Here is a 25,005-nt window from a genome sequence, read left to right on the forward strand (position 1 = left end):
CGTCGCCGGCGCACGACCCTGCCAGCACCACGAGAGCGAGACCATGTCCAGCACCACCGCACCAGAACCCACCAGCACGGCCGAGAGCACGACCGCGCCGAAGATGACCCACCGCGAGGTCCTCGAGGCCCTGTCAGGCATCCTGCTCGGGATGTTCGTCTCGATCCTCGCGACGAGCGTCGTGTCCTCGTCGCTGCCGCGGATCATCTCCGACCTCGACGGCACCCAGTCGGCGTTCACGTGGGTGGTCACCGCCACCCTGCTCACCACCACGATCTCCACGCCGATCTGGGGGAAGCTGGCCGATCTCGTCGACCGCAAGCTGCTCATCCAGCTCGCGCTGGCCATCTCCGTCATCTCGTCGGCCCTGGCCGGGCTCTCCCACGACACCGGCATGCTCATCGGCATGCGTGCCCTGCAGGGCATCGGCGCCGGCGGTCTCACCGCGCTCGGCACCGTCCTGATCGCGGACATCATCAGCCCCCGCGAGCGCGGCCGGTACATGGGCCTCATGGGCGCCGTGATGGGCATCGGCATGGTGGGCGGGCCGCTGCTCGGCGGCGTCATCACCGACAGCGCCGGCTGGCGCTGGAACTTCTTCCTCGGCCTGCCGTTCGCCGTGGCCGCGATCATCGTGCTCCAGCGCACGCTGCACCTGCCCGCCCGCACGGCGCGCAAGGTGACGATCGACTACGCGGGCGCGACGCTCCTGTCCGTCAGCATCGCGACCCTGCTGCTCTGGATCACCTTCGCCGGCACGTCGTTCGACTGGGCCTCGTGGCAGACGGCCGCGATGGTCGGCGGCTCCCTGGTGACGCTCGCCGCCGCAATCTGGGTCGAGTCCCGCGCGAGCGAGCCGATCATCCCGCTGCACCTGTTCCGGAACCGCACGCTGGTCCTGTCCGTCGTGGCCAGCATCGCCGTCGGTGTCGCCCTGTTCGGCACGTCGGTGTTCCTCAGCCAGTACATGCAGCTGGCGCGCGGCAAGACCCCGACCCAGTCCGGTCTGCTGACCATCCCGATGATCGTCGGCCTGCTCGTCTCGTCGACGATCTCCGGGCAGATCATCAGCCGCACGGGGAGGTACAAGAAGTTCATGGTCGCCGGCGCCGTGCTGCTCACCACGGGCCTCGGCCTCATGGGCACGATCCACTTCGACACGTCGTTCACGCTGGTGTCGCTCTACCTCGTCGTCATCGGCGCGGGCGTGGGGATGCTCATGCAGAACCTGGTGCTGGCCGTGCAGAACACCCTGGACGTCCGCGAGATCGGCTCGGGGACCTCCACCGTGGCGTTCTTCCGCACGCTCGGCGGCGCGCTGGGCGTGTCCGCTCTCGGCGTCGTGCTGTCCCACCGGGTCACCGACCTCATGGCCCGCGGCCTCGTGGCCATCGGCATCGACCCGTCCGTCATGGGGTCCGACGGGGCCATCCCGGACCTGTCGGCCCTCCCGGAGAACGTGCGGGTCGTCGTCGAGCAGTCGTTCGGCAACGCGATCGCGGACCTGTTCCTCGTGGCCGCGCCCGTGGCGCTCGTCTCGCTGGTGGCGGTCCTGTTCCTCAGAGAGGTGCCCCTCGGCACGCGCTCGGGCATCGAGCAGCTGCTGGACCAGGAGGGCGAGCCGGCCACGGCGGACCGGGCCGACGTGGACGCCGAGCTCGACGTCCTCGACGCGGAGCAGGAGACCTCCGCGCGCAGCTGACCCGGTCACTGCGTGCACCGGCGCCGCCCGGCCCCTCCGGCCGGGCGGCGCCGGTGTGCTCGTGGGCGGGCGTCAGTGCGTCCGGCGAGCCGCCGCGAGGTCCTCGTTCAGCCGGCCCAGCTGCGTCGCGAGGGCCTCGATGTCCGACGCGCCCCACCCCTCCAGCGCGTGCCGCAGGAACGCCCGCCGCGCCTGCTGAGCGGTCTCGAACCGGCGCAGCCCCTCGTCGGTGAGCTCGAGGAGCTGGCCGCGGTAGTCGTCGGGGTCGGGCCGCCGGGACACGAGGCCGAGGGTGCCGAGCCGGGCGAGCTGGCGCGACATCGTGCCCCGCCCCACGCCGATCGTCAGGGCCAGGTCGCTCGCCCGCACCCCCGGCGAGGCCGCGATGAGCGCGAGGAGCGAGTAGGCGGCGGGCTCGAGGTCGGGGTGCACGTCCCGCGAGATCGACGCCGAGGAGGCCTGCGCACGCCGCAGGAGGAGGCCGAGCTCGCGCTCGAGCTGACGGAACTGTTCGTCGACCACGGTCACATCCTGACGGGACCCCAACGGAAATCGCCGCATCGCCACCCGAGCAGATGGAAGCGTTTCAGCAGATCACCGCGGGGATCGGGTGTCAACACCCTGTCGAGGGGTCAGCGCGACCAGGTGGCCCGCTGGCGGGCGACGTGCGCGATGGCCATGACCCGGGCCGGGTCGAGCCGCACCGGCATCGCGCGGAACACGGTCTGCACGTCCTGGCGGGCGATGGCGAACGCGTCGTGCTGCGGCTGGACCGTGCGCACCTCGAGGTCGCCGTGCACGACGACCACCCCGCGCACCGTGATCGCGGCGCACGCGGCCGCGAGCAGGGCGCCCTGCACCCGGGTGGCCTCGAGCCGCGCGTCCCGCAGGTAGGACATGGACCGTCCGTCGACGGCGATGGTGCGCCCCTCGACGACGATGCGCTGGCCGGGGTGCCGCCGCTCGGCGACCGTGAAGATCCCGGCCGGACCGATGAGCAGGTGCTCGACCAGGCTGCCCTGCCGGCCGAGCGGGACGTCGTGGACGACCTGCCAGCCCTCGTCGCCCATCCGCTCGAGCCGCGTCCGCACGGAGCTCCCGCGCTCGCCGCGGATCGCCGCGAGGTTGATCGAGTCCCAGTCGTCCCCGCCGAGCCACGCCTGCAGGGCCGACTCGTCCACCGGGTCGAGGGCCGCGCCGGGGTCCGGCAGGGTCATCGCCAGCTCGGCGACGTCGGCGCGCAGGTACGCCTGCGCGGCGCGGCGCAGGCCGGCCTCGTGCAGCGGGTCGTCGACGACGACCTCACCGGACTGGAGGTCGACCGAGCCGACCCGGGCACCGCTCTCCTGCGTGACATAGAGACGGTCGGCGCCGTAGCGCCTCCACCGCCGCACCGTCAGAACATCTTCCACGTGAGCATTATCGGCATCCGCGGAGCCGGACTTCACACGTGTCGACCATCTGGACGTCACACGTCCGGGGTGTCCCCGTCGGCACGCCGACCCTCACCCGGACGAGTGAGCGGCTCGAACGTCAGGCTCACCGAGTTCATGCAGAAGCGGTCGCCCGTGGGGGTCTGCGGCGCGTCGTCGAAGACGTGCCCGAGGTGCGAGCCGCACCTCGCGCAGCGCACCTCCGTGCGGACCATGCCGAGGCTGCGGTCGGAGATCAGCTCCACGCGGTCGCCGGCCAGGGGCGAGAAGAAGCTGGGCCAGCCGCAGTGCGAGTCGAACTTCGTGTCGGACCGGAACAGCTCGTTGCTGCACGCCCGACAGCGGTAGACGCCCTCCCTCTTCTCGTCGAGCAGCTCACCGGTCCACGGCCGCTCGGTCCCGGCGCGGCGGAGCACCGCGAACTCCTGCGGCTGGAGCTCCAGGGCCCACTGCTCGTCGGTCTTGGACACCTCGTACGTCATCGGATCCTCCTGGGTCGGGTGGGGCGTCGGGTGTAACCGTGGCGGCTGCGCGGACGTTCCCGACGTCCGGACGCAACGCGCTGACCTGGCCTGTCGTCGCTCGGCGCTTCTTCCGCATACTCTCGCCTCAGCGCGGCCCTCCCGAGCAGCGCTCGCCCCAGCTCGTGAGGTCCACGTGCCAAGAGCCGTCCGCCGCCGCTGGCCGCTGACGCGGTCGTTCGCGGTCATCAGCAGCATCGCCATGGGCGTGCTCGGGTGCGCGCTGGTCTGGGTCACGTGGAGCGTGATGAGCCAGCAGTCGGTGCGCGACGGGATCGCGACCGCCGAGACCGTCACGACGTACGCCACGGCGACCGTGCCGACCGACTCCTTCGTCCTGCCGGACATCCTGGACGAGGCCGAGAAGGACGCCGTCGCGAAGGCGACCTCCGGGTTCGGCGAGCGGCTCGTGGAGCTGCGGCTCTGGGCGCTCGACGGCACGCTCATCTACAGCTCGGCCGAGAAGACGGAGACCGGGTTCCCCGACGGCGACCGGCTGGACCTCGTCACGACCGGCGGCGAGCCGAGCGCGCGGGTCATCACGGACGTCCGCGGGGCCGACACCGGCGACGGCGGCGGCACCGAGCGGAACGTCCTGGACGTCTACGTGCCCGTGCAGGCCGACGACGTGGTCGACCCCGACCCGGCGCGCGAGGACACCGTGATCGGCGCCGCCGAGGTGATGCTCGACCACACGGCCGCGGCCGCCGCGCTCTCCGAGGCCGTCCGCACGCTCGCGCTCGTCGTGGCGATCGGCCTGCTGGCGCTCTGGACGGTGCTGTTCCGGACCGTGTGGACGGCGTCCCGGCGGTTGCAGGCCACGGCGCTGGAGAACGCCCGCCTGGCGCTCCTCGACTCGCTGACGGGGCTGCCCAACCGCCGCATGCTCGCGGAGCGGATGCGCCGCACGATCCTCGAGTCGGAGGAGACCGGCTCCCGCGTCGGGCTCATGCTCCTGGACATCGACCGGTTCAAGGACATCAACGACTCGCTCGGCCACGACCGCGGCGACGAGCTGCTGGAGCAGGTCGCCGAGCGCCTGCGCGGCGCGCTGCGGGACGACGACGTCGTCGCGCGGCTCGGCGGCGACGAGTTCGCGATCCTGCTGCCCGACGTCCGCTCCGTCGCGAACGCCGAACGGCTCGCCCGGCGCGTGCGCGGGCTGTTCGTCCCGCCGTTCATGCTCGGTGAGCTGCCCCTGCACGTCGACACGTCCGTGGGCGTCGCCTGCCTGCCCGACCACGCGACCGACCCGTCGTCCCTCATGCGCACCGCCGACGTCGCGATGTACGCCGCCAAGCACCACCGCACCGGCGTCTCGGTGTACTCCGCCGACGAGGACGACTCGTCGCCCGCGCGGCTCGTGCTGCTGGGCGACCTGCACCGCGCGCTGACCCCTCCCCCGGGCGGCCCCCGCGAGCTGCGCATGCACTACCAGCCGAAGATCGAGCTGGCGACGGGGCGGACCGTGGGCCTCGAGGCGCTGATGCGCTGGGTGCACCCCACGCGCGGGGTCCTGCCGCCCACCACGTTCATCCCGCTCGCGGAGCAGTCGGGGCTCATCCACGACGTCACGCGGTACGCGCTCACCGAGTGCGTCACCCAGCTCGCCGCCTGGCGCGCCGAGGGCCGGGCGACGCCCGTGGCCGTGAACCTGTCCGCGCACGACGTCACCACCGTCGCGGTCGTGGACCTCATCGAGTCGCTGCTGGAGGAGCACACCGTGCCGGCGGACCTGCTCGAGGTCGAGATCACGGAGACCGCCCTGGTGGCCGACCCGTCGCGGGTGGTGCCGGTCCTGGAGCGCCTCGGCGCGCTCGGGATCCGGGTGGCCATCGACGACTTCGGGATCGGGAACACGTCGATCTCCCAGCTGCGGGACCTGCCGGTGGACGAGCTCAAGATCGACCGGCTGTTCGTCTCGGACCTCGGCGTCGACGGCCGTGAGGGGTCCGAGGTCGTGGTGCAGGCCATGGTCGACCTCGCCCACTCGTTCGACCTGCGGGTGGTCGCCGAAGGTGTCGAGGACGAGCCCACCGCCGTCATCCTGCGCCGGCTCGGCGTCGACCAGGCGCAGGGCTTCCTGTACTCGCAGGCCGTGCCCGCCGACGACCTGCGGCTCACCCCGTCCGTGCCGCGCCCGCGCCGGGACCGGGGTGGTTCCCGGGGCGGCGTCGCGGTCGCGCCGACGCGTCCGAGTACGACACGCCACCAGCGTCCTCCGAGGTCACCTGGCACGGGCGACACGAACGGGTGAGTATCGTGCGTTCGGCTCAAGTCGGGCGCTGCGATGCCGATAACACCTTTTTCCACCTACGGGGGTTCCCACATGATGGACGACCTGCTGCAAGAGATGATCGACCCCGCGCCGGTGCACCACGACGCACCGCGGCGACGGCGGCTCTGGACGACCGTGGCGATCGTGGGCCTCGCGGCCGTCGGCGCCACGACGCTGACGACGTCGGCCATCTTCACCGACAACGACGCGACGTCCGCCACGATCGAGAGCGGCACGGTGGACCTGGAGATCGGCGACGCGGTGCCGTTCACGTTCTCGCCGCAGAACCTCGCTCCCGGGGACTCGACGTTCACGCCGCTGCAGGTCCAGAGCAACGGCTCGCTGGAGCTGCGGTACGCCGTGTCGTACTTCGCGACGCCCACCACCAACCCCGAGGACGACCCCGTCCTGGACCCGCCGGCCACCGCCGGCGACCTCCGCGACATCCTCGCGCTGTCCGTGTACGAGGTCACGTCGGAGACCGCCTGCACGGCGACCGGCGTCGCCGCCCTCACCCCGATCAACAACGCGGGCGTCGGCGAGGACTGGCCGGCCACGGCCACCGCGCTGGTCGGCTCCCCGACGACGGGGCCGAGCACGGGTGACCGCAGCCTGGCCGCCGGTACCAGCGAGTGGCTCTGCTTCCAGGTCGACTTCCCCATCGCGGCCGACAACGCGTACCAGGACTCCGCGGTGGATCTCGACCTGATCTTCAACGCCGAGCAGACAGCCAACAACTGAGCTCGATGACCCCCTGGTCGGACGGGCGACGAGACGCCCCAGCCGTCGACCGGCGCGCGCCGCGCGCGACCGGTCGACGGCGCTCTCGTGCCCCGAAGCCGACGTGGCGCCGCCTCCTCGGCGTCGCCCTGTGGACGGTCGTCGTCATCTGCGGCCTGGCGTACGCCACGTCGCTCGCCGTGCCGCTGTGGTTCCAGGCCCACCAGCAGCGGATCCTCATCGTGACGTCGGGCTCGATGGCGCCGAAGTTCGAGGCGGGCGACGCGGTCGTGCTCCGGGCGATCTCCGACGAGTCCGACCTGAAGGTCGGCCAGGTCATCTCGTTCTGGCCGACGGGGTCCGACGAGCTGGTCACGCACCGGATCGTCGCGCTGCGCAAGCTGCCCGACCTCCAGCAGGACGAGGCGACCGGCCGCATGGTGCAGAAGATCGGCGCCGACGGCGAACCCATGACCAAGTCCTACGTGGTGACCAAGGGCGACGCCAACGCGGAGGCCGACGTCAACGCCACACCGATCGGGCGCATCCGCGGGGTCCAGCTGGCCGTGCACGAGGGCTGGGGGTGGGTCCTGCAGTGGGCCGGGTCCGCGCAGGGGCGCGCGGTGATGCTCGTCCCTCCCCTGCTCGCGCTCGCTACGCTCGAGCTGCTCGCGATGGGTGACGCCCGCCGCGCGCGGCGCGACCGTCCCGCCCCCAGGACGGACCACACGGACAGGAGGGTCGATGAGCTCCTCCTCGACTGAGCGTCCCGCCGCCGAGGTCACCCCCTCGCGGCGGAGCTTCCTGTCCGTGGACCGTGGCGGCCTCGTGCGGCTCGGGGTCGCGGTCGCGTTCGCGGTCGCGGCCCTGCTGAGCCCGGTGGTCGGGGCGACGTCCGCGCAGTTCACCGACAGCACGGACGTCTCGATCACCTTCGTCGTGGCGCCCGAGCAGCCGTAGGGGTCAGGACCGGACGCCCCGGGCGGCGAGCAGCACCGCGTCGGGGTCGTACACCATCGAGAGCGTCTGGAGCCGTCGTGCGACGGCGGGGGTGAACACGCGCTCCGCCCACTGCGGCCCCGCCGAGTCGGTGAAGTTCGGCAGGCCACCGTCCCGGGCCCACGTCGCGAACCCGTCGTGCACGCGCGCGGTGTCCCGCGGGACCACCTGGGCGACCTCCGGGATCATCAGGCCGACCGTGAAGAGCGAGAACGCCGCGTCGCGGTACGGGAACGCGCTGGGCACCCCGCCGTCGTCGAGCACCTTGCCCCCGAGCTGGCGGACCTCCACCATCACCTGGGCGCACTGCGCGTCGGGACCCACCAGCTCCAGCAGCCGGTCGGCGGCCTCCAGCGGGAACGCGTCGAGCAGGCTGTGGTGCTCGTGCAGGGGCATCGGGTCCGTGGGGTCGGTGTGCACCGCGCCGAGCGCGGCGTAGGGGATGACCTGCACGGTGTCGATCAGGGGGGTCGCGACGGATCGGATCGCCCGGATCATCTCCTCGCCGACGGCCGGGTCACCCGTCCACGCGAACCGCACGGCGACCGACGTGGTGCCGCGCAGCGGCTCGGGGACGAACGGCAGGTCCGGCAGGCGCATCACGGCGACCGACGTGGTGCCCTCCTCCGGCAGCACGTCGCACCACCGGCTCCACGTGCGGACCACGGCAGCGGCGTCGGCCCCGGCGAACCAGAGCGCGCCCGCGTAGAGCTCCGCCTGCTCGACGAGGTCGATCTCGACGGCGGTGACGATGCCGAGCGTGCCCTTGCCGCCGCGCAGGCCCCAGAACAGCTCGGGGTGGTTCGTCGCGGTGACGCGGCGGGCGACGCCGTCCCCGGTGACGACGTCGAACGCGCGGACCGTGTCCGAGGCGAGCCCGTGGGTGCGGGCGACCGGGCCCAGCCCGCCCCCCGTCAGGTAGCCGACGACCCCGACGTCCGGTGAGGACCCCGCCAGCCCTGCGAGCCCGTGCGGTGCGCACGCGTCGAGGACGGCCGCCCACCGCACGCCCGCACCGACGCGCGCCCAGCGCTCGTCGGCGTGCACGGTCAGCTCGTCGAGGGCCGAGGTGCTCACGAGGATCGCGTCCTGCATCGTCTCCGTCGCACCGTGCCCGGTGCTCTGGACCGCGACCCGCAGCCCTGCCGCCGCCGCCACGCGCACCGTGCGGCTCACGTCCGCGGCGTCACGCACGGGGACGACCGCGACGGGCTGGATGGCCTTGGTGAGGTTGCTGGTGCCGGTCAGGGCGGCGTACGCCTCGGTGCCCGGCAGGTGCACGGGCACGCCGGCGTCCGTGAGCGCCGCGACGGCCGCGGTGGTGGCGGGGCGGTAGTCCGCGCCGATCGGCGAGCTGAGGATGGTCATGGGGGTTCCTTCGTCGTCCTGTTCCTGCGCCGTCATCGACGCACGGGCAGGAAGGGACGCGGGCCTCCCGTCTGATACATCCCGGGATGTCCGAAGTTACCGCGGAGTACGACAGGTCAGCCGGGCGGAGTCGCCGGGAGCGTGATCGTGAACGCGGTCCCCTCGCCGACCGTGCTGGTGATCGACAGCGAGCCGCCGTGCGCGTCGACCACCGCCTTGGTGATCGACAACCCGAGCCCGACGCCCGGGATGGCACGCCGGGTGGCCGTGGACGCACGGAAGAACCGCGTGGTCAGGTGGGAGAGCTCGTCGGGCGGGATGCCGATGCCCGTGTCCGAGACGATGACGTCGGCACCCTCCGCGCCCTGCTCCCCGCGAGAGGTCACGCCCACCCAGACTGTGCCCCCCGACGGCGTGAACTTGATCGCGTTCGAGACCAGGTTGTCGACGGCCTGCCCGAGCCGCACCGGGTCGCCGTTGAGCGGCGTCGCCCGCGCGGTCACCGCGAGGGTGACCCCCGCCGCGTCGGCCACCGGCTTCGCGGCGTCGACCGCGGCGTGCACGACGTCGGCGAGATCGATGGCCTGGGGCGCGATCGAGAACCGTCCCGCGTCCACCTGGGCGCTGAGCAGCAGGTCCCCGACCAGCCGCAGCTGACGCCGGGCGTTGCGCTCGATCACCGTGAGGTACTCGCGCTGCTCGTCGGTGAGCGGATCGGTACCGTCCGTCAGCAGTTCGAGGTAGCCCAGGACCGAGGTCAACGGGGTGCGCAGCTCGTGGCTGACCAGGCTGACGAACTCGTCCTGGAGCCGCGCCGCCTCCCGTTCGGACGTGACGTCGGACGCGACGACGACGTACCCGGTGGTGGTGCCGTCCGCCTCGAAGCGTCGGGTGACCGCGAGCCGGACGGTCAGCCGCGTGCCGTCGCGCGTGACGTAGGTCCAGTCGCGCACCTCCGGACGCCCCGCCACGGCCGGTGCGACGAGCGCGTCGACGAGGGTCTGCGGGTGGTCGATCGGCGAGTCGTCGGCGAAGAGCAGCGTGCGGCGCGCCTCCAGCTCGTCCCGGTCGTGGAAGTCGGTCAGGCGCAGGCGCCCGACCACCTCGCCCTGCCCGTACCCGAGCAGCCGCTCCGCGCCGGCGTTGAAGACCTCGACGAGGCCCGTCGCGTCCGTCGCGATGATGGCCTGCTCGGTCGCGGAGTCGATCACCGAGACCAGGGCGTCACGCGCGGCGCGGCGCTGGTCGGCGACCCGGGCGAGCGAGGCGGCGTCGGCGCGCGCACGGTCCAGGAGCACCGCCTGGTCCATCTGCAGCGACAGGAGCGCGTTGCTGCGCGCGCGCAGCCGGGCGGTGATCTCGTGGACGGTGGCGGCGACCACCACGGCGACGAGCGTGACGAACAGGGTGCGGACGCCGGTGTCCACGGTGAGCTCGACGTTCGACGTGAGCAGGACGGGCGACAGGACGACGCCCGCCACCCCGAGCGCCGCCAGCACGATCCCCCGACGGTCACGCTGCGACGCCAGGGTGATCACCGGGAAGAACACGAGCGTGGTGTAGGCCGACCCGGGACCGCCCGTGCCGATGCGCAGGAACGCCACGGCCAGCAGCTGGACCATGGGCAGGATGTCCTGCCGGCCCTCGGGCCAGCGCGCCCACGGCAGGTAGCGGGCCGCGAGCAGCTGCCCGGTGGTGAGCAGGGCGGCGATCACGATGTCGCTCTGGCTGACCACGTTGACGCCCGGGATCAGGAGCGTGAGCAGCGCGACCATGAACACCCCGACGAACGGCAGCTGCCGCTCCACCACGCCGCCGTCCGGCCCGAGGTGGCGCGCGAGCCGGCGCAGGTAGCGCGACCCCATGGTGACCAGGTCGGTGCGCTCGTTCGACCAGAGCTCGGTCATGCGGGTCTCACGACCCGCCGGCGAGCGCTCGGGCCAGCGCGGCCTGGACCCCGTCGCCCGTGAACGGCTTCGGCAGCCAGGCCTCGACGTGCGGGTAGTCGTCGGCGTCGAGGACGGACGTCACCACCACGGGCAGGTCGGGCCTGCGTTCGTGCAGGACGTCGATCAGCTCCCAGCCGCCCATCCCGGGCAGCCGCAGGTCGACGATGGCGACGTCCACCGTGTCGAGCTCGGGGTTGGCCAGCGCCTCCTCGGCGCTCTTCACGCCGACCGCGTCGTGCCCGAGGCGGCGCACGTGCCGGGTGATCAGCGCGAGCTCGTCGGGCTCGTCGTCGACGATGAGGACGCGGGCGGTCACGCCACACCGCCGTGCAGCAGGAGCGCGGCGACGGTGATCGCCAGCGAGACCAGCGCGACGACCACCAGCAGCCGTCGCTCCGATCGCCTGTTGGACCGGATCTCGTCCTCGAGGGCGTCGGGCGTCAGCGTCGCCCACCACCGGGCGTCGTCGCCCGGGGCCGCCCGGTGAGAGCCGCTCATCCCATCACCCGTCCCGTCTTCTCGGTCTTGTCCCACGCCGCGCTCGCGCCCCGCGCCTGCTTGACGTACGCGTCCAGCGTGATCGCACAGAGCACCGGACCGAAGCCCACCACGTACAGCAGGGGCGTGGCGAGCCACCGCACCGCACGGGACTTCTCCAGGAGCTTGACCACCCAGGCGAGCGCCATCGCGATCACCGACCAGGAGTAGAGCGTGAGCGTCCAGACCATCCGCCCGTTCTCGGACATCTCCAGCCCGAGCAGGCTGGGGATCCGAACCTCCCACAGGTTCGGGAACCACGCGGCGCTCATCACGACGAGCGCGCCGAGCCCGGGGAACAGCAGGCCCTGCAGCCAGGAGCGCCGTGCCGTCTCCCGGTCGAGCATGAGCGTCGCCGCGGTGATGAACACGTACGCGGTCACCGCGACCCACCAGAAGCCCTGGAACACCTGCGTCGCGGTCACCTCGGCGACGAAGTACAGCCCGACGAGCCCCACCGTCGCGAACCCCATCGCGACGGGCAGCAGGTAGATCGCGAACCAGATGATCCCGAAGTCGACGTGGCCGAGGTTGTGCGTGCGGGACGGCCGGAACCAGACACGCCGGAACTCGCGCGTGATCTGCACGTTCCCGCGGGCCCAGCGGACCCGCTGCTTCCACAGCGCGGTGACCGTGTCCGGCTCCTCGGCGAGCACGACGGCGGCCGGCTCGAACACGACGCGACGACCGTTGAGCTGCGTGAGGAACGTGGTGTAGGTGTCCTCGGCCAGGGTGGAGGTGTCCACCTGCCCGCCGACCGCCTCGAGGTTCTCGCGCGAGTGCAGCTGCGCACCGCCCGCGAGGCACGCCATGGCGCCCATGACGTTCTGCGCGCGCCGGGCGGCGGCCTGCGCGGTCACGTACTCGTACCCGATGAAGCGGGCCACGCTGCCCGGCCGGCCGCTGCCCTCGCGGATGAACGCCGTGACAGCCCCGACCGTCTCGTCGGCGAGGTGCCGGGCCATGCGGCGCAGCGAGTCGGGCCGGTAGATGACGTCGGCGTCCATGATGAGCAGCGCCTGCATCCAGTCGTCCGCCAGGGCGTACCGGATGCCGTGGTTGAGGGTGTGCGCCTTGCCCTGTCCGCCCTGCTCGCGACGCAGGTGCACGATGCGGTCGTCGTACTGCGCCGCCTTGGCGCGGACCACCTCGGGGGTGTCGTCCGTGCTCGCGTCGTCGACCACGAACACCTTGAGCCGGTCCGGCGGGTACTGCAGGCTCATCAGCCGGTCGAGCGAGGCAGCCAGTACGGCGCCCTCGTTCCAGGCGGGCACGATGACGACGACGCGCGGCAGGTGCGGCGCGGCGGCGCGCAGGTGGTTGCGGAACGCGTGCACGGGGACGAGCAGGTACTGGTAGAGCCCTGCGAGGACCGGGAGGGCACCGATGCCCACGAGGGTGACGAGGATCGCGACGAGGGCGCTGCGTCCGACCCCGCTCATCCGTGCACCCAGTCGTACACGCCGACGTCGGCGGCCTCGTGCGCGTCGGTGGACGCGACGAGCAGCACCCCGGCCGCCTGCAGCCGGTCGGCGACCCGCGGCCCCGGGCAGTGCCACTTCTCGTTGACCTCGACGGGGGTGCCCGTCTGCACGGCCGCAGCAGCGAGCGCGTCGAGCAGGTCGTCCGGTACGGCGTCCTCGGTGAGGCCGATCTTCGGCAGGATCGAGAACGGGTGCGCCAGCTGCGCCCGCCCGACGGCGTGCATGGCGCGAACCATGGCCGTGACCAGCATCTCGACCACGTCGGCGGGGTCCAGGCCCGCCTCGATCCGGGCCCGCGTCGACCGCGGGCTCCACGGACCGTCCGGGCCGGGGACCTGGTGGTCGGCGAGCAGGACGCGGTCCGGCCCGGACGGTGTGCCGAGCGCGGCGAGCACCTCGGGCGGCGCGTCTACGGCGCCGGACGCGTCGAGGATCTTCGCCTCGACACCCGTCAGCACCGTCAGCCCGTCGACGGTCGGCAGCGCGCGGACCGCCGCGAGGAACTCCGGGACGTACGTCGTCGACACGCGCACGTGGTCGACCATCCGGACCTCGCGCAGCCCCACGGCCTGCGCGGCCGCGAGGTTCTCGGCGGGGGTGCTGACCGCGTCGTCGGAGAACGTCGAGTGGACGTGGTGGTCTCCCGCGAGGGAGGGGCCCGACGTCATGGGGCCGGCAGCACGTCGGCGATCGGGAGGAAGACGTCCTCGAGGTATCGCACGTTCGCGATCTCCTGGAAGTCGACGTGGTCCGGCAGGGGTCGGCCGAGCACGGCGTCGAGCGTGAGGGACGGCATGTCGACCCCCGCCGCGATGGTCAGCGGCATGGCGCCCGGGAACCGCGGGTTCACCTCGAGCAGGGCGGGGCGGCCGTCGGCGTCGCGCTTGAGCTGGACGTTGGCGACGGTCGTGAGCCCGATCGCGCGGGCCACCGCGGACGCGGTCTCGATGAGCTCGTCGTCGTGCACGGTCACCCCGGCGACCGCGACCCCGGAGTCCACCCGCAGCCGCGCGCGCGGCACGGCGGCGATCACCCGGCCGTCGAGACCCGCCAGCACGTCGACGGAGTACTCGTCGCCCGGCAGGAGCTCCTGGACCAGCAGGTCCTCCTCCGCGTCGTGCACGGCGTCGAGCTCGGCCTGCGTCCCGACCAGCCGGACACCGCGCGACCCGGCGCCGCGGCGCGGCTTGACGATGACGGGGAAGTCCCAGCCGGACACCGCCTGCGGCGTGCCGACCAGCTCGGTGCGCGGCACCCGCACGGTCCGGGCGCACGCGGCCGCGAGCGCCAGCTTGTCGAGGCACGTCTCGAGCGTGTGCAGCGCGGGCGACGCGAGGATCGTGCCGTCGGCCAGCAGCTCGTCGCGCGCGGCGGCGAGCTTGGGCAGCTCGACGTCCACCGTCGGGAAGAGCACGTCGACCCGTTCGTCGCGGCAGAGCCCCCGCACGACGTCGACGAAGTGCTCGGCGCGGCCGGCGGGCACGAGGTGCCGGGACCCGGCGTCCACCAGGTACAGCGCGCTGGCCCAGCGGTCCATGTCCGCGGCGATCACCTCGACGTCACCGCGCCGCAGCAACGACCGGATGACCGCGACCCCCGCAGGGCCGCCCGCGCCCGTGACCAAGACCCTCATGCGTGCCCTCCGCGTTCCTCGACGACGTTCGACTCCGGTGCGGCCACGACACCGGCGGCGCGTGCCCTGCCGCTGAGGGTCGCCGCTGCGCGCACCATCTCCAACGGCTCCGCCAGCTGCCCGCCCCCGAACCGTGACCAGTACCGCGCCGTCGCGCGGACCAGGTCCGGGTCCATGTAGTCGCGGTGCGACTGCGACTCGAACGAGGCGAGCATCTGCAGCTTGGCCTCGATGAAGCCGTCGACGGGCACGAACCGGGTGGGCCGGAAGTCGATGGTCGACGACGGGCTCTGGAAGCACGCGAGCGTCGGGACCCGGCGGGCGGCGACGTCGACGGCCTGCCGGACCGCGCGGTGGTCCTGGTGGCGGTCGTGCTCGCTGTGCGTGTAGACGATCGTCGGCTCGATCTCGCGGATGAGGTCCTCGATCGTCGTGATCAGGCCGCCGGCGGGATCGAGGCGGGTGTCCTCGAAGTCGTGCAGGTACAGGCGGGCCCCGATGACGCCCGCGGACGCGAGCGCCTCGTGCCGGCGGGCCTGCACGTCGCCCCCGATCGCGCCGCTCGACAGGGTCAGGATCACCACGGTGTCGCCCGCGGCGCGATGCGACGCGAGCGTCGCTCCGACACCGATCTCGACGTCGTCGGGGTGCGCGCCGACGGCCAGGACGACCTCCGTCGAGCCGGCCGCCTCCCGCTTCGCACGGCCCTCGACGGCGAGCGCCGTGATCCGTTCGAGCAGCGTCGCGGCGGCGACGGGCTTGACGAGGAACTCGTCGGCGTCGCGACGCAGCGCCTCGACGGCGTAGTCGACGCTGGCGAAGGCGGTCATGACCGCGACCGGGGTGCCGGCCGCGCGCGAGCGCAGCTCCCCCAGCAGGTCGAGCCCGCTCATGCCGGGCATCTGGATGTCCGTCAGCACCACGTCGAACGTGCTCGCCGCGACCTCCGCGAGGGCGGACATCGGCTCGTGCACCACGGTCACGTCCATGCCGCCGCGGCGCTCCAGCACCGTGCGCACGTACTGCGCGGTGTCGGCGTCGTCCTCGACGACCAGCACCCTGATCTGCTCGTTCACCCCGAGTCGCCCTCCCCCAGCCGGCCGGTGTGGCCCCACGCTATAGGGCTCCCCGGCGCGCGGCTCATCGGGCGTCGCGCGCCACCGGGACGATTCGGACATGGACGCGCATCCTGGTCCTGGGCCGGGGAATAGGTGGCGGAGCACCCCTGTTGAGCGGCAAGTACATGCAAACGCATGGAATCTCTTCACTGAGCGAGGCGCGAGATGCAGTTCGGGATCTTCACCGTCGGCGACGTCACCACCGACCCGACGACCGGCCGGACGCCGGACGACACGGAGCGGGTGCGCAACATGCTCACCATCGCCCAGCACGCCGACCAGGCGGGGCTGGACGTCTTCGCGACGGGCGAGCACCACAACCCGCCGTTCGTCCCGTCGTCGCCGACCACCATGCTCGGCTACCTCGCGGGCACGACGACGAACATCATCCTGTCGACCGCGACGACCCTGATCACCACGAACGACCCGGTCCGGCTGGCCGAGGAGTACGCGATGCTCCAGGTCATCTCCGACGGTCGGATGGACCTCATGATGGGCCGCGGCAACACCGGCCCCGTGTACCCGTGGTTCGGCCAGGACATCCGCCAGGGCATCCCGCTGGCGATCGAGAACTACGCGCTGCTGCGTCGCCTCTGGGAGGAGGACGTCGTGGACTGGCAGGGCAAGTTCCGCACCCCGCTGCAGGGCTTCACGTCGACCCCGCGGCCGCTCGACGGCGTCCCGCCGTTCGTGTGGCACGGCTCGATCCGCAGCCCCGAGATCGCCGAGCAGGCCGCCTACTACGGTGACGGCTTCCTGCACAACGCGATCTTCTGGCCGCTCGAGCACGCCGCGCAGATGGTGAACTTCTACCGCGAGCGCTACGAGCACTACGGGCACGGACAGGCCGACCAGGCCATCGTCGGGCTCGGCGGGCAGGTCTTCATGAACAAGAACTCGCAGGACGCCGTGCGCGAGTTCCGGCCCTACTTCGACAACGCGCCCGTCTACGGGCACGGCCCGGCGCTGGAGGACTTCGCGCGCGACACCCCGCTGACCGTCGGCAGCCCGCAGCAGGTCATCGACCGGTACGGGAAGTTCCGCGACCAGGTCGGGCACTACCAGCGCCAGATGTTCCTCATGGACCACGCGGGGCTCCCGCTGAAGACCGTGCTGGAGCAGATCGACATCCTCGCGACCGAGGTCGTCCCCGTGCTGCGCGCCGAGGCCGAGTCCGCCCGTCCCGCGCACGTGCCGGCCGACCCGCCGTCGCACGCGTCCCGGGTCGCGGCCGCCCGCGCCGCGGGTACGGTGCACGAGCAGGTCGTCGCCGAGGACACCTTCACGGGCCTCCGGGCCGAAGACTCGCTCTCCTCATGACGTTCGGGAAAGGCATCACGATGAGCAACCGCTCCATCGTCGTCATCTCGGCCGGGCTGTCCCAGCCCTCGTCGACGCGTCTGCTGGCCGACCGCCTCGCCGACGGAGTCGTCTCCGAGCTCGCCGCCCGCGGCATCACCGCGACGGTCGAGCACGTCGAGCTGCGCGACACCGCCCACGAGGTCGTCAACATGACGCTCTCCGGGTTCGCCTCCGGGCCGCTCAAGGACGTCCTCGAGAAGGTCGCGGCCGCCGACGGCGTCATCGCCGTGACGCCGATCTTCTCCGCGTCCTACTCGGGGCTGTTCAAGTCGTTCGTCGACATCCTCGACAAGGACGCCCTCGTCGGACGGCCCGTGCTCGTCGGCGCGACCGGCGGCACCGGCCGGCACTCGCTGGCGCTCGAGTACGCCCTGCGCCCGCTGTTCGCCTACCTGCGGGCCGACGTCGCCGGGACGGCCGTGTTCGCGGCCACCGACGACTGGGCGGACGGCGGCGGGGACGACGTCAACCCCCTCCCCCAGCGGATCCGTCGCGCCGGCCGGGAGCTCGCCGAGATGGTCGCCGACCGGGAGCCGTCCGCGCCCGTCGGCCTCTACGACGCCGTGCCGTCGTTCGAGCAGCTGCTCGGCGGCGCCTGACCTCCCCGCACACCACGACGGGCCCGACGCACTCGCGTCGGGCCCGTCGTCGTCCCGCGGCGCGACGACGGCGAGGACCTCGGAGGGGGAAGGGTCCTCGCCGTCGTCTCCTCGCGCCCGCGCCGCGGCGGGCTGCCCAGGGGTTACTGCGGGCTGAGCGTGAACATCGTCCCGTCAGGCGCCGGCTCGACGTCCAGGCGCTGGTCGGCGAGCGTCACGGACGCCTCGGGATCCACGTACACCCGGGTCGCTCCGTCGGTCACGACGTCGTCGCCCGGGAACGGCTCCGGGACGAGCGCCAGCGCGAAGCCGCCGGCCTCCTGCTGCGCGATCCGCAGGCCCCCGGTCTCGTCGGGAAGGCCGGCCTTCGTCGTCAGCGTGTGGACAGCGGTGCGGGCGGTGTCGGTCAGGGTGAGCACGAGGCTCTCCTCTCGGTTGCCGGTGGCGCCACCGTTGCGGGCGGCTCGATCGGACGTCTCCACCGTGCTCAGGTCCGCACCGCCGGTGCAACCCGAGGTCCGCTGGGCGAGACCTCGGGTGTCCAGACCGCTCCTGGGCTCGCGCTCCCCGGGGGGCCGCCCTACCCTGCGCACTAGCGGCCGCATCCCGCGTCCCGAGGAGGATCCATGGTCCGCGAGGGCTATCCCGCGACCACCGTCGAGGAGTACCTCGACGCCGTCCCGCCCGAGCAGGGCGCAGCGCTGCGTCTCGTACGCGACCGGCTGCTCCAGGTGGTTCCCGGCGCCGAGGAGGTCATCTCCTACCAGGTCCCGACCATCCGGTACCGCGGGACCGGGCTCGTCGCGCTGTCGGTCGCGAAGTCGCACTGCAGCCTGCACCTCATGAGCCCGCCGCTGGCGACGTCGCTCGCGGGGGTGCTCGACGAGGGGAAGCTGTCCGGCGCCACCCTGCAGTTCGACGCCGCCGCACCCCTGAGCGCCGCGACCGTGCGGCTCGTCGCCGAGCGCCGCATGGCGGAGGTCGACGCACGGCTGGGCTGACCGCCCTCTCACCGTCCCGACGGCGAGAAGTGCTGGTAGTCGACCGGGGAGTCCCAGTCGCCGCCCCAGAGCCACCCGACGGAGGCGAACGCGCGCACCACCTCGTCGTCGTCGTGGATCACCCCCGGGCTGTCCGGCCGGTTCACGAACGCCCGGCCGGCACGAGGTCCCACCGACGAGCCCGACACGTAGGGGTTCTCGACCGGGTTGACGTCGATCGCCCGCCCGTACGCGTGCTCCGACCAGCCCGTGCCGCCGGTGATGGCCCGGCAGTTGAAGGCCGACGTGTTGTCCGCGTCCATCGACGCGTCGTCGCTGGCGTCGAAGTCGTCGACCAGCCGCATCGACCGGATCGGGTAGCCGGCCTCGAACAGGGTGCGGAACACGGTGACCATGGCCTCCGCCGCGTCGGCGTGCACGACGAGCTCCCCCTGGACCTTCTCGCCGTCGAAGTCGCGGTGGGTGACCGTGACGTAGCGGAGGTCCTCCAGCGGGACCGGGCACCCCGGACGCCACGACGGCTCCATGCGGGTGGCCAGCTCGGGGGTGATCTCGGAGACGGTGGACGTGAACTCCGGGGGCGGCACTGCGACGACCGGCGCGTCCGGCAGGTCCGGGACCGCCGGGGCGGTCACGGGCGCCGGGCTCGACGGCACGACCGCCGTCCCGGTCGGGGCCGGGGCACGGCTGGCCCGCGACGACGCGCACGACGCGCACAGCACCGCGACGACCAGCACCGCGACGCCCCGCCGACCCCTCATGGCACCCACTATCCCGCGACACCGTCGCCCGGCACCGCCGACCTCTCCGCGCGATCCTGGCGGCCTCGTCCGCTCGGGCTCACACCCGACCGCGTCGGCTGCCGACGATCCCCGACGACACCGTCGTGCCCGCCCACAGCTCCGTGTCCGTGCAGCCCTCCGCGCAGTGCATCCCGCACGTCGGGCACACCCAGAGCGTGTGGTGCCGGTCGACCGTGCACCCGCACGTGACGAACCGTTCCGACGGCCGACCCGGACCGCTCGTCGTCCACCGGTGGCCCGCCGGGCAGCCCTGCGGCGGCACCCGCACCCAGCCGCGCGGCGTCCGCTGCCACTTCGACCAGTCGACCTCCCGGACCATCGAACAAGTGTACGAGTGCCTCACGAGCGCCGGATCGGGTGAACCTGAGGGTGCAGGAGACAGCCGCTCGAGGACGCGGCATCGGCGTCGGCAGGGATCGGCGGCGCGGGCGGCCCTCCGTGTGCCCGGTCCGTCCTCCGGTGTCGGTGGTCCGCGACAGGATGGCCGGATGGACCTCGACGACGCCCGCCGGGCGGCACTCGCGCTGCCGGAGGTGACGGAGCGGCAGAGCTGGGGGCAGCCGGCGTGGTTCCACCGGAACCTCGTGGCGCGCCTGTGGGACGAGGACCGGCTCACCGTCCGGGTCGAGGACGACGGGGAGCGTCTGGCGCTGGTGGAGCAGGAGCCCGCGCTGTACTCGACCACCGACCACCACGCCGGCACGAACCTGGTCCTGATCGCGATGGACGTCGTGGACGCCGAGACGTTGCAGGCGCACCTCGCGGAGTCGTGGTGGTGGGCTGCGCCGCCCGTGCTGCGGCGCCGGTACCCGCACCTGGGCCCCCCGCAGGAGGGTGGCTGACGGTCGGCGACCGGTCAGCCGCCCGAGGACCGCGGGCCGTACATGATCAGGGCGACGCCGACCATGCAGACGAGCGCGCCGATGATGTCCCAGCGGTCGGGCACGAAGTCGTCGGCGACCATCCCCCACACCAGCGAGGCGACGACGAACACGCCGCCGTACGCGGCGAGGATGCGGCCGAAGTGGGCGTCGGGCTGCAGCGTCGCGACGAAGCCGTACACACCGAGGGCGACGACGCCGGCCCCGATCCACGCCCAGCCACGGTGCTCCCGCACGCCCTGCCAGATCAGCCACGCACCGCCGATCTCGAGCAGGGCGGCAGCCACGAACAGCACCACGGACCGGGCGACGGTCATCGATCCTCCAGCCTGTGCCGGTGCCGGGGCGCTGGTCCGGCAGCGATGGGCAGACCCTATCCGGGGCGCACTCAGGTCCGGGCACCTGCGGCGGCCACGGCCACGGCCTACGCTCGACGACGAACCACGACGGGGACGAGGGAACCGATGACCGAGCCCGACTGGGTCCGACACGCGATCTGGTGGCACGTCTACCCGCTCGGAGCCGTCGGCGCGTACCCGGGAGAGCCGCCTGGTCCCGACGAGCACCGCCTGGGCCGCCTGGTCGCGTGGCTCGACCACGTCGTCGCGCTCGGGGCCTCGGGTGTCCTGCTCGGTCCCGTGTTCGCATCGAGCACGCACGGCTACGACACCGTCGACCACCTGCGCATCGACCCCCGCCTCGGCGACGACGGCGACTTCGACGCGCTCGTCGCGGAGGCGCACGGTCGCGGGCTGAAGGTGCTGCTCGACGGGGTCTTCAACCACGTGGGCCGTGACTCGGCGATCGCTCGGCGGTCGGTCGACGCGCTGGAGGGCCGGTCCGACGACGACGTCTGGCTGCTGCGCGACGAGGATGGCGGGTTCGTCGGGTTCGAGGGGCACGGCGCGCTGGTCACCCTGGACCACGCGCACCCCGGCGTCGTGGACTACGTGGTCCGCGTGATGACGCACTGGCTGGGCCGCGGTGCCGACGGCTGGCGTCTGGACGCGGCGTACGCGGTGCCGACGCAGTTCTGGGCGCAGGTCCTGCCGCGCGTGCGCGCCGAGCACCCGGACGCGTGGTTCGTCGCGGAGGTCATCCACGGCGACTACCCCGCGTTCGTGCAGGAGTCGACGGTCGACTCGGTCACCCAGTACGAGCTGTGGAAGGCCGTCTGGAGCTCGATCAACGACGCCAACCTGTGGGAGCTGGCCTGGTCCTTGACGCGGCACGACGAGTTCCTCGAGTCGTTCGCCCCGCAGACGTTCGTCGGCAACCACGACACGACGCGCATCGCGAGCATGATCGAGGACCCGCGCCACCGGGCGCACGCCGTCGTCGTGCTCTGCACGGTCGGGGGGACACCGACGGTCTACGCGGGAGACGAGCTCGGGTTCACGGGGGTGAAGGAGGAGCGTGAGGGGGGCGACGACGCGGTCCGCCCCGAGCTCGCCGCGGACGGTCCGGGTGTCGCGCAGAACGCCGTCCTGCGGCTGCACCAGGAGCTGATCGGTCTGCGCCGCCGCCACCCGTGGCTGCACCGCGCACGCACCAGCCAGGTCACGCTCACGAACACGACGTTCGTCTACGAGGTCCGCGACGGCGACGACGCCCTGGTGGTCGCGTTGAACCTGGACGACGAGCCGCTCGCGCGACCGGCCGGCGAGGTCCTCGCGAGCGACGACGGCACCCGCACGCGGGACGACGTCGCACCGCACGGCTGGGCCGTCGTCGCACCGTAGGGGTTCGACGCGCAGCGCACCGCCCGCCGTCGTCGCGCCGTAGAAGTCCGACACGCACCCTCGCCGCGCAGTGGCACACGGCCCCGGCGGCCTCATGCCGTACGCGGCAGCGCAAGGCTCGCCGTCAGCACGCGTGGGTGCTTCCCGCGCGGTCGGCTCCCGCTGGTGGTGCCCGGCGAGGCTCAGGGTTCGTGCCGGGCGACCAGGCAGACCGACTCGACGGGTGAGGTGTCTGCGACCAGGGTCTCGAGCACCGTCCAGCCGGCGCCGGTCAGGAGCCGGGTTGCTGCCTCGACGACCGCGGGGTTCTTCTCGGGGGACGGCGGTTGGTGGAACACGAACAACCGGCCGCCGGGGACGAGCGCCCGCGCCAGCACCGCCAGCTCCCGCGCGGGCGAGGTCCAGAAGAGGCTCACGTTGAACGCGAAGGCCACGTCGAAGGACGCCGGCGGGAGGTCGACGTCGGCCAGCGAGGTGGTGCGGAACGCGACGGCTCCGGCCGCGACGTGTGCCTGGTTGCGCCGGAGGGCGGCCGTGGTCATCGTCGCGGAGCGGTCCAGACCGAGCACGTGGCCGCCGTCGAGGCCGTGGGCGACCAGGGCGGCTGCGACTCCGCGGCCGGAGCCCACCTCGAGCACGCGGTCGGTGGGCCGGACCTGCATCACGTCGACCGCCCAGCGGAAGCGGTCGGGGACGTCGTCCGGCATGGTCACGCACGCTAGCGCCTGCTGGCGCGCGAAGGGCGGCGGGCCGGTACCCAGCCGGCTCGCCGCCCCTCGCTCACCGCACCCCCTGCGGTGGTCCTGTCACCAGGGCGACGGCGCCGGAGGAGCCACGACCGGCGGCCGGTCGTCGCAGGTGATGGTGTTCGGCAGCTGCCACGGGGCGAACCACGGGCCGGTGGTGCCGCCGCCGTCGTTGCCGCCGAGGTCGACGGACGACCACTCCGAGCCGGTGGGCGGGAAGGTGAACGCACCGCAGTTGTTGATGCCGACGGCACCGACGTTGCGTGCGTCGACGTTCTCGAACGTCGCGGAACCGGCGGCCCGCGCACTGAGCACGGAGGTGCCCGTGCCGTCCACGCGGATGTCCTTGAAGTGGATGTTCGTGACGGAGTAGAGGTCCTTCACCGGCCAGTCGGCGACGACCATGATCGCGTTGTAGGTGCTGTCGAGGAAGTGGTCACCGACCACCTGGATGTCCGCCTCGATGTCGCCCTGGAGCGCGTAGAACCAGATCGCGCCGAGCCCGATGTTCCAGTTGAGCTCGTAGGTGCCGGCGCGGACGGTCGTGTTGTCGGTGATCCACAGGCTCCCGGTGAACGGCTCGGCGCCGAACCGGGACCCGACCTGGATGCCGCTGCCCTCCCGGATCGGGTCGGCCACGAGGTTGCCGACGAGTGTCGTGTCGTGGCCGCCGTAGATGGCGATCCCGTTGGCGAGGGTCGGCGTCTGGACGGTGTTGTTCTCGAACCGGTTGCCGGAGTTCGTGGTCTTCTCGGCCCACATCGCGAGGCCGTCGTCACCGGTGTTGCGCACGAAGTTGTTCGACGCGACGGAGTTGGTGACGCCGGTGTGGAAGTTCAGGCCGTCGGCGATCTGGTCCACGAAGTAGCTGTTCTTCACGACCAGGTTGTCCATCGGGCCGTCCACCCAGACGCCGACCTTGGTGTGCTGGATGTAGAGCCCGTCGATCGTGGAGTCGCTCAGCGCGCCCCCGATGCCGTTGACCTGGTCGGTGTCGATGCGTTCGCGCACGTCACCCTGGATGGCGAACCCGGACAGGTGCACGTTCGACGAGCCGCCCACCGCGGCGTCCTTGCCGTAGAAGCCGACCCCGGTGTGCACGGAGCCGTCGGGCGCCGGGGTGGGGAGCGCCATCTCGCGACCCTTGATGATCGTGTACCAGCTGCCGGCCCCCTCGATCGTCACGTCGTCGACGATGATGTGCCGGTTCACCTGGTAGACGCCCGGCGGCACGTAGACGGGCAGGTCCTTCTTCTGCGCGTACGCGATGGCCTTGTCGAACGCGTTCGCCGAGTCCTTGCGACCGAACGGGTCCGCGCCGAACAGCAGGACGTTCGCGGCCTTGAGCCGGACGTGCGGCGCCCCGACGACCTCGGAGTCGAGCAGGTCGATGACGGTCCAGGCGGCGTTCGTGCCCTTCGGTGCGGTCAGCCGGACCTTCGCGCCCGCGGGGTAGGTGCGACCGAGCAGGAGCCGCTGCTCGTCGTAGAAGTGCATGGGCCGGAACGGCGTCGTGATCGTCGGGGTGGGCGTCGTCGCCGCGGGCACGCACGCGCACTCGGTGATCCACCAGTCGGGGTGCAGCAGGCCGGCGTTCGGGTCGTTGCTGAACGGGTACTGGTTGTAGAGCCACGAGTACTGCGAGGTCAGCGTCATGGTCCGCTTGCCCGAGCCGTTCACGGTGACGTCGAGCGGGGCGGTGATGCCGCCGCCGGTGGCCGAGTCGGGGATCGAGTACCGCACGGTGAGCGCGTTCGCGGCCCGCGGCAGCGTGAACTCGACGTGCTGCCCCGGCTGCAGCCGCACGGCCGAGCGGCCCGACGCCTCCGCGGGCAGCGTGTACGCGGTCCGGTCGGGGCCGATCACCGTGCCGGTGGTGACCGCCTTCTCCGCCTCCTGCTCGAGGAACCCGACCGCCGCACCGCGCCCGCTGACCAGCGCGGGGTCGAGGGCTGCTCGGGTGACGGGGGTGGGCGCGGGTGCCGGTGGGCGGCCGTGGGCCGACGCCGCGCTCCCGGTGCCCACGACGACGACGGCCGCGAGCACGAGGGCGAGCGTGCGGGCCGCACAACGGCGGGGCCTGATGACGGTGTTCCTCACGGGAGCGCCTCCTTGCGCAGCCGGGACGG

General features: G+C 72.6%; 27 protein-coding genes. 10 read left to right on the top strand and 17 right to left on the bottom strand.

Going from position 1 to position 25,005, the window contains the following annotated elements; all coding sequences use genetic code 11:
• Positions 1–43: 43 nt before the first annotated feature.
• The gene (locus CTE05_RS02025; RefSeq protein WP_246123194.1) at positions 44–1,702 is read left to right on the top strand and encodes an MDR family MFS transporter; all 1,659 of its coding nucleotides are present in this window, start codon (positions 44–46) and stop codon (positions 1,700–1,702) included.
• 72 nt (positions 1,703–1,774) lie between these two features.
• Here CTE05_RS02025 and CTE05_RS02030 read toward each other — a convergent pair whose 3' ends face one another.
• From CTE05_RS02030 to msrB, 3 genes are all read right to left on the bottom strand, one after another.
• The gene (locus CTE05_RS02030) at positions 1,775–2,224 is read right to left on the bottom strand and encodes a MarR family winged helix-turn-helix transcriptional regulator (protein ID WP_246123195.1); all 450 of its coding nucleotides are present in this window, start codon (positions 2,222–2,224) and stop codon (positions 1,775–1,777) included.
• Between the two features lie 110 nt (positions 2,225–2,334).
• Positions 2,335–3,114 (bottom strand): nuclease-related domain-containing protein, encoded by a 780-nt coding sequence (locus CTE05_RS02035; protein ID WP_146844422.1) that lies wholly within the window; start codon positions 3,112–3,114, stop codon positions 2,335–2,337.
• Between the two features lie 56 nt (positions 3,115–3,170).
• On the bottom strand, positions 3,171–3,617 hold the full coding sequence (gene msrB, locus CTE05_RS02040; RefSeq protein ID WP_146844423.1) for a peptide-methionine (R)-S-oxide reductase MsrB: 447 nt from the start codon (positions 3,615–3,617) through the stop codon (positions 3,171–3,173).
• Between the two features lie 175 nt (positions 3,618–3,792).
• Here msrB and CTE05_RS02045 point away from each other — a divergent pair, with 175 nt between their 5' ends.
• From CTE05_RS02045 to CTE05_RS02060, 4 genes are all read left to right on the top strand, one after another.
• Entirely contained in the window at positions 3,793–5,913 is a 2,121-nt protein-coding gene (locus tag CTE05_RS02045; protein ID WP_246123196.1) for a putative bifunctional diguanylate cyclase/phosphodiesterase, read from the top strand.
• Positions 5,914–5,985: 72 nt separating this feature from the next.
• Positions 5,986–6,675 (top strand): TasA family protein, encoded by a 690-nt coding sequence (locus CTE05_RS02050; protein ID WP_186814695.1) that lies wholly within the window; start codon positions 5,986–5,988, stop codon positions 6,673–6,675.
• Between the two features lie 5 nt (positions 6,676–6,680).
• Positions 6,681–7,418, top strand: coding sequence for a signal peptidase I (locus CTE05_RS02055; protein WP_146844425.1), 738 nt, complete (start codon positions 6,681–6,683; stop codon positions 7,416–7,418).
• The gene (locus tag CTE05_RS02060; protein WP_146844426.1) at positions 7,399–7,614 is read left to right on the top strand and encodes a hypothetical protein; all 216 of its coding nucleotides are present in this window, start codon (positions 7,399–7,401) and stop codon (positions 7,612–7,614) included. The genes CTE05_RS02055 and CTE05_RS02060 overlap by 20 nt, the downstream gene beginning before the upstream one ends.
• A 3-nt stretch (positions 7,615–7,617) precedes the next feature.
• On the opposite strand, the gene CTE05_RS02065 is transcribed toward CTE05_RS02060, so the two are convergent.
• The 8 genes from CTE05_RS02065 to CTE05_RS02100 form a co-directional block, all read right to left on the bottom strand.
• Positions 7,618–9,021 (bottom strand): FAD-binding oxidoreductase, encoded by a 1,404-nt coding sequence (locus CTE05_RS02065; protein ID WP_146844427.1) that lies wholly within the window; start codon positions 9,019–9,021, stop codon positions 7,618–7,620.
• Positions 9,022–9,137: 116 nt separating this feature from the next.
• Entirely contained in the window at positions 9,138–10,928 is a 1,791-nt protein-coding gene (locus CTE05_RS02070; RefSeq protein ID WP_146844428.1) for a sensor histidine kinase, read from the bottom strand.
• A gap of 7 nt (positions 10,929–10,935) precedes the next feature.
• Positions 10,936–11,286, bottom strand: a complete 351-nt coding sequence (locus CTE05_RS02075) for a response regulator (protein WP_146844429.1) — start codon at positions 11,284–11,286, stop codon at positions 10,936–10,938.
• On the bottom strand, positions 11,283–11,468 hold the full coding sequence (locus CTE05_RS02080) for a hypothetical protein (RefSeq protein ID WP_146844430.1): 186 nt from the start codon (positions 11,466–11,468) through the stop codon (positions 11,283–11,285). Before CTE05_RS02080 ends, CTE05_RS02075 begins: the two co-directional genes overlap by 4 nt.
• A complete protein-coding gene (locus CTE05_RS02085; RefSeq protein WP_146844431.1) occupies positions 11,465–12,949 on the bottom strand; it encodes a glycosyltransferase family 2 protein in 1,485 nt (494 codons plus the stop codon). The genes CTE05_RS02080 and CTE05_RS02085 overlap by 4 nt, the downstream gene beginning before the upstream one ends.
• Positions 12,946–13,659 (bottom strand): PHP domain-containing protein, encoded by a 714-nt coding sequence (locus tag CTE05_RS02090; RefSeq protein ID WP_146844432.1) that lies wholly within the window; start codon positions 13,657–13,659, stop codon positions 12,946–12,948. Before CTE05_RS02090 ends, CTE05_RS02085 begins: the two co-directional genes overlap by 4 nt.
• Complete coding sequence (locus CTE05_RS02095) at positions 13,656–14,624, bottom strand: ATP-grasp domain-containing protein (RefSeq protein ID WP_146844433.1); 969 nt, start codon at positions 14,622–14,624, stop codon at positions 13,656–13,658. The genes CTE05_RS02090 and CTE05_RS02095 overlap by 4 nt, the downstream gene beginning before the upstream one ends.
• Complete coding sequence (locus CTE05_RS02100; RefSeq protein WP_246123197.1) at positions 14,621–15,700, bottom strand: response regulator; 1,080 nt, start codon at positions 15,698–15,700, stop codon at positions 14,621–14,623. The genes CTE05_RS02095 and CTE05_RS02100 overlap by 4 nt, the downstream gene beginning before the upstream one ends.
• Before the next feature lie 207 nt (positions 15,701–15,907).
• On the opposite strand from CTE05_RS02100, the gene CTE05_RS02105 reads away from it, so the two are divergent.
• Together CTE05_RS02105 and CTE05_RS02110 are read left to right on the top strand one after the other, a co-directional pair.
• Positions 15,908–17,062: an LLM class flavin-dependent oxidoreductase gene (locus CTE05_RS02105; RefSeq protein ID WP_146844435.1), complete on the top strand. Its 1,155-nt coding sequence runs from the start codon at positions 15,908–15,910 to the stop codon at positions 17,060–17,062.
• Positions 17,063–17,082: 20 nt separating this feature from the next.
• Complete coding sequence (locus CTE05_RS02110) at positions 17,083–17,703, top strand: CE1759 family FMN reductase (protein WP_146844488.1); 621 nt, start codon at positions 17,083–17,085, stop codon at positions 17,701–17,703.
• A gap of 143 nt (positions 17,704–17,846) precedes the next feature.
• Here the strand turns inward: CTE05_RS02110 and CTE05_RS02115 are convergent, their stop codons facing one another.
• Positions 17,847–18,122, bottom strand: a complete 276-nt coding sequence (locus CTE05_RS02115; protein ID WP_146844436.1) for an iron-sulfur cluster assembly accessory protein — start codon at positions 18,120–18,122, stop codon at positions 17,847–17,849.
• A 207-nt stretch (positions 18,123–18,329) separates the two neighbouring features.
• Here CTE05_RS02115 and CTE05_RS02120 point away from each other — a divergent pair, with 207 nt between their 5' ends.
• The gene (locus CTE05_RS02120) at positions 18,330–18,704 is read left to right on the top strand and encodes an iron chaperone (RefSeq protein WP_146844437.1); all 375 of its coding nucleotides are present in this window, start codon (positions 18,330–18,332) and stop codon (positions 18,702–18,704) included.
• 8 nt (positions 18,705–18,712) lie between these two features.
• On the opposite strand, the gene CTE05_RS02125 is transcribed toward CTE05_RS02120, so the two are convergent.
• Both CTE05_RS02125 and CTE05_RS02130 read right to left on the bottom strand, forming a co-directional pair.
• Positions 18,713–19,465 (bottom strand): M15 family metallopeptidase, encoded by a 753-nt coding sequence (locus tag CTE05_RS02125; RefSeq protein ID WP_146844438.1) that lies wholly within the window; start codon positions 19,463–19,465, stop codon positions 18,713–18,715.
• A 79-nt stretch (positions 19,466–19,544) separates the two neighbouring features.
• Entirely contained in the window at positions 19,545–19,826 is a 282-nt protein-coding gene (locus tag CTE05_RS02130) for a hypothetical protein (protein ID WP_146844439.1), read from the bottom strand.
• A 169-nt stretch (positions 19,827–19,995) separates the two neighbouring features.
• Here CTE05_RS02130 and CTE05_RS02135 point away from each other — a divergent pair, with 169 nt between their 5' ends.
• On the top strand, positions 19,996–20,349 hold the full coding sequence (locus tag CTE05_RS02135; RefSeq protein ID WP_146844440.1) for an MmcQ/YjbR family DNA-binding protein: 354 nt from the start codon (positions 19,996–19,998) through the stop codon (positions 20,347–20,349).
• A gap of 14 nt (positions 20,350–20,363) precedes the next feature.
• On the opposite strand, the gene CTE05_RS02140 is transcribed toward CTE05_RS02135, so the two are convergent.
• A complete protein-coding gene (locus CTE05_RS02140; RefSeq protein WP_146844441.1) occupies positions 20,364–20,705 on the bottom strand; it encodes a YnfA family protein in 342 nt (113 codons plus the stop codon).
• Positions 20,706–20,852: 147 nt separating this feature from the next.
• On the opposite strand from CTE05_RS02140, the gene CTE05_RS02145 reads away from it, so the two are divergent.
• Positions 20,853–22,130 carry an alpha-amylase family glycosyl hydrolase gene (locus CTE05_RS02145; protein WP_146844442.1) on the top strand — a complete coding sequence of 426 codons (1,278 nt, stop codon included), beginning with the start codon at positions 20,853–20,855 and terminating at the stop codon, positions 22,128–22,130.
• Between the two features lie 182 nt (positions 22,131–22,312).
• Here CTE05_RS02145 and CTE05_RS02150 read toward each other — a convergent pair whose 3' ends face one another.
• A complete protein-coding gene (locus CTE05_RS02150) occupies positions 22,313–22,837 on the bottom strand; it encodes a class I SAM-dependent methyltransferase (protein ID WP_146844443.1) in 525 nt (174 codons plus the stop codon).
• A 99-nt stretch (positions 22,838–22,936) separates the two neighbouring features.
• Positions 22,937–24,976, bottom strand: a complete 2,040-nt coding sequence (locus CTE05_RS02155) for a glycosyl hydrolase family 28-related protein (RefSeq protein WP_146844444.1) — start codon at positions 24,974–24,976, stop codon at positions 22,937–22,939.
• Positions 24,977–25,005: the final 29 nt, after the last annotated feature.

The organism is Cellulomonas terrae (genome assembly GCF_007990265.1).
Lineage (GTDB): Bacteria > Actinomycetota > Actinomycetes > Actinomycetales > Cellulomonadaceae > Cellulomonas > Cellulomonas terrae.

Excerpts from the sequence above, each read along its gene's own strand:
- CTE05_RS02025 (WP_246123194.1), top strand. The coding sequence starts at position 44 with ATGTCCAGCACCACCGCACCAGAACCCACCAGCACGGCCGAGAGCACG.
- msrB (WP_146844423.1), bottom strand. The coding sequence starts at position 3,617 with ATGACGTACGAGGTGTCCAAGACCGACGAGCAGTGGGCCCTGGAGCTC.
- CTE05_RS02050 (WP_186814695.1), top strand. The coding sequence starts at position 5,986 with ATGATGGACGACCTGCTGCAAGAGATGATCGACCCCGCGCCGGTGCAC.
- CTE05_RS02055 (WP_146844425.1), top strand. The coding sequence starts at position 6,681 with ATGACCCCCTGGTCGGACGGGCGACGAGACGCCCCAGCCGTCGACCGG.
- CTE05_RS02060 (WP_146844426.1), top strand. The coding sequence starts at position 7,399 with ATGAGCTCCTCCTCGACTGAGCGTCCCGCCGCCGAGGTCACCCCCTCG.
- CTE05_RS02065 (WP_146844427.1), bottom strand. The coding sequence starts at position 9,021 with ATGACCATCCTCAGCTCGCCGATCGGCGCGGACTACCGCCCCGCCACC.
- CTE05_RS02070 (WP_146844428.1), bottom strand. The coding sequence starts at position 10,928 with ATGACCGAGCTCTGGTCGAACGAGCGCACCGACCTGGTCACCATGGGG.
- CTE05_RS02080 (WP_146844430.1), bottom strand. The coding sequence starts at position 11,468 with ATGAGCGGCTCTCACCGGGCGGCCCCGGGCGACGACGCCCGGTGGTGG.
- CTE05_RS02085 (WP_146844431.1), bottom strand. The coding sequence starts at position 12,949 with ATGAGCGGGGTCGGACGCAGCGCCCTCGTCGCGATCCTCGTCACCCTC.
- CTE05_RS02090 (WP_146844432.1), bottom strand. The coding sequence starts at position 13,659 with ATGACGTCGGGCCCCTCCCTCGCGGGAGACCACCACGTCCACTCGACG.
- CTE05_RS02095 (WP_146844433.1), bottom strand. The coding sequence starts at position 14,624 with ATGAGGGTCTTGGTCACGGGCGCGGGCGGCCCTGCGGGGGTCGCGGTC.
- CTE05_RS02105 (WP_146844435.1), top strand. The coding sequence starts at position 15,908 with ATGCAGTTCGGGATCTTCACCGTCGGCGACGTCACCACCGACCCGACG.
- CTE05_RS02110 (WP_146844488.1), top strand. The coding sequence starts at position 17,083 with ATGAGCAACCGCTCCATCGTCGTCATCTCGGCCGGGCTGTCCCAGCCC.
- CTE05_RS02120 (WP_146844437.1), top strand. The coding sequence starts at position 18,330 with ATGGTCCGCGAGGGCTATCCCGCGACCACCGTCGAGGAGTACCTCGAC.
- CTE05_RS02125 (WP_146844438.1), bottom strand. The coding sequence starts at position 19,465 with ATGAGGGGTCGGCGGGGCGTCGCGGTGCTGGTCGTCGCGGTGCTGTGC.
- CTE05_RS02130 (WP_146844439.1), bottom strand. The coding sequence starts at position 19,826 with ATGGTCCGGGAGGTCGACTGGTCGAAGTGGCAGCGGACGCCGCGCGGC.
- CTE05_RS02135 (WP_146844440.1), top strand. The coding sequence starts at position 19,996 with ATGGACCTCGACGACGCCCGCCGGGCGGCACTCGCGCTGCCGGAGGTG.
- CTE05_RS02140 (WP_146844441.1), bottom strand. The coding sequence starts at position 20,705 with ATGACCGTCGCCCGGTCCGTGGTGCTGTTCGTGGCTGCCGCCCTGCTC.
- CTE05_RS02145 (WP_146844442.1), top strand. The coding sequence starts at position 20,853 with ATGACCGAGCCCGACTGGGTCCGACACGCGATCTGGTGGCACGTCTAC.
- CTE05_RS02150 (WP_146844443.1), bottom strand. The coding sequence starts at position 22,837 with ATGCCGGACGACGTCCCCGACCGCTTCCGCTGGGCGGTCGACGTGATG.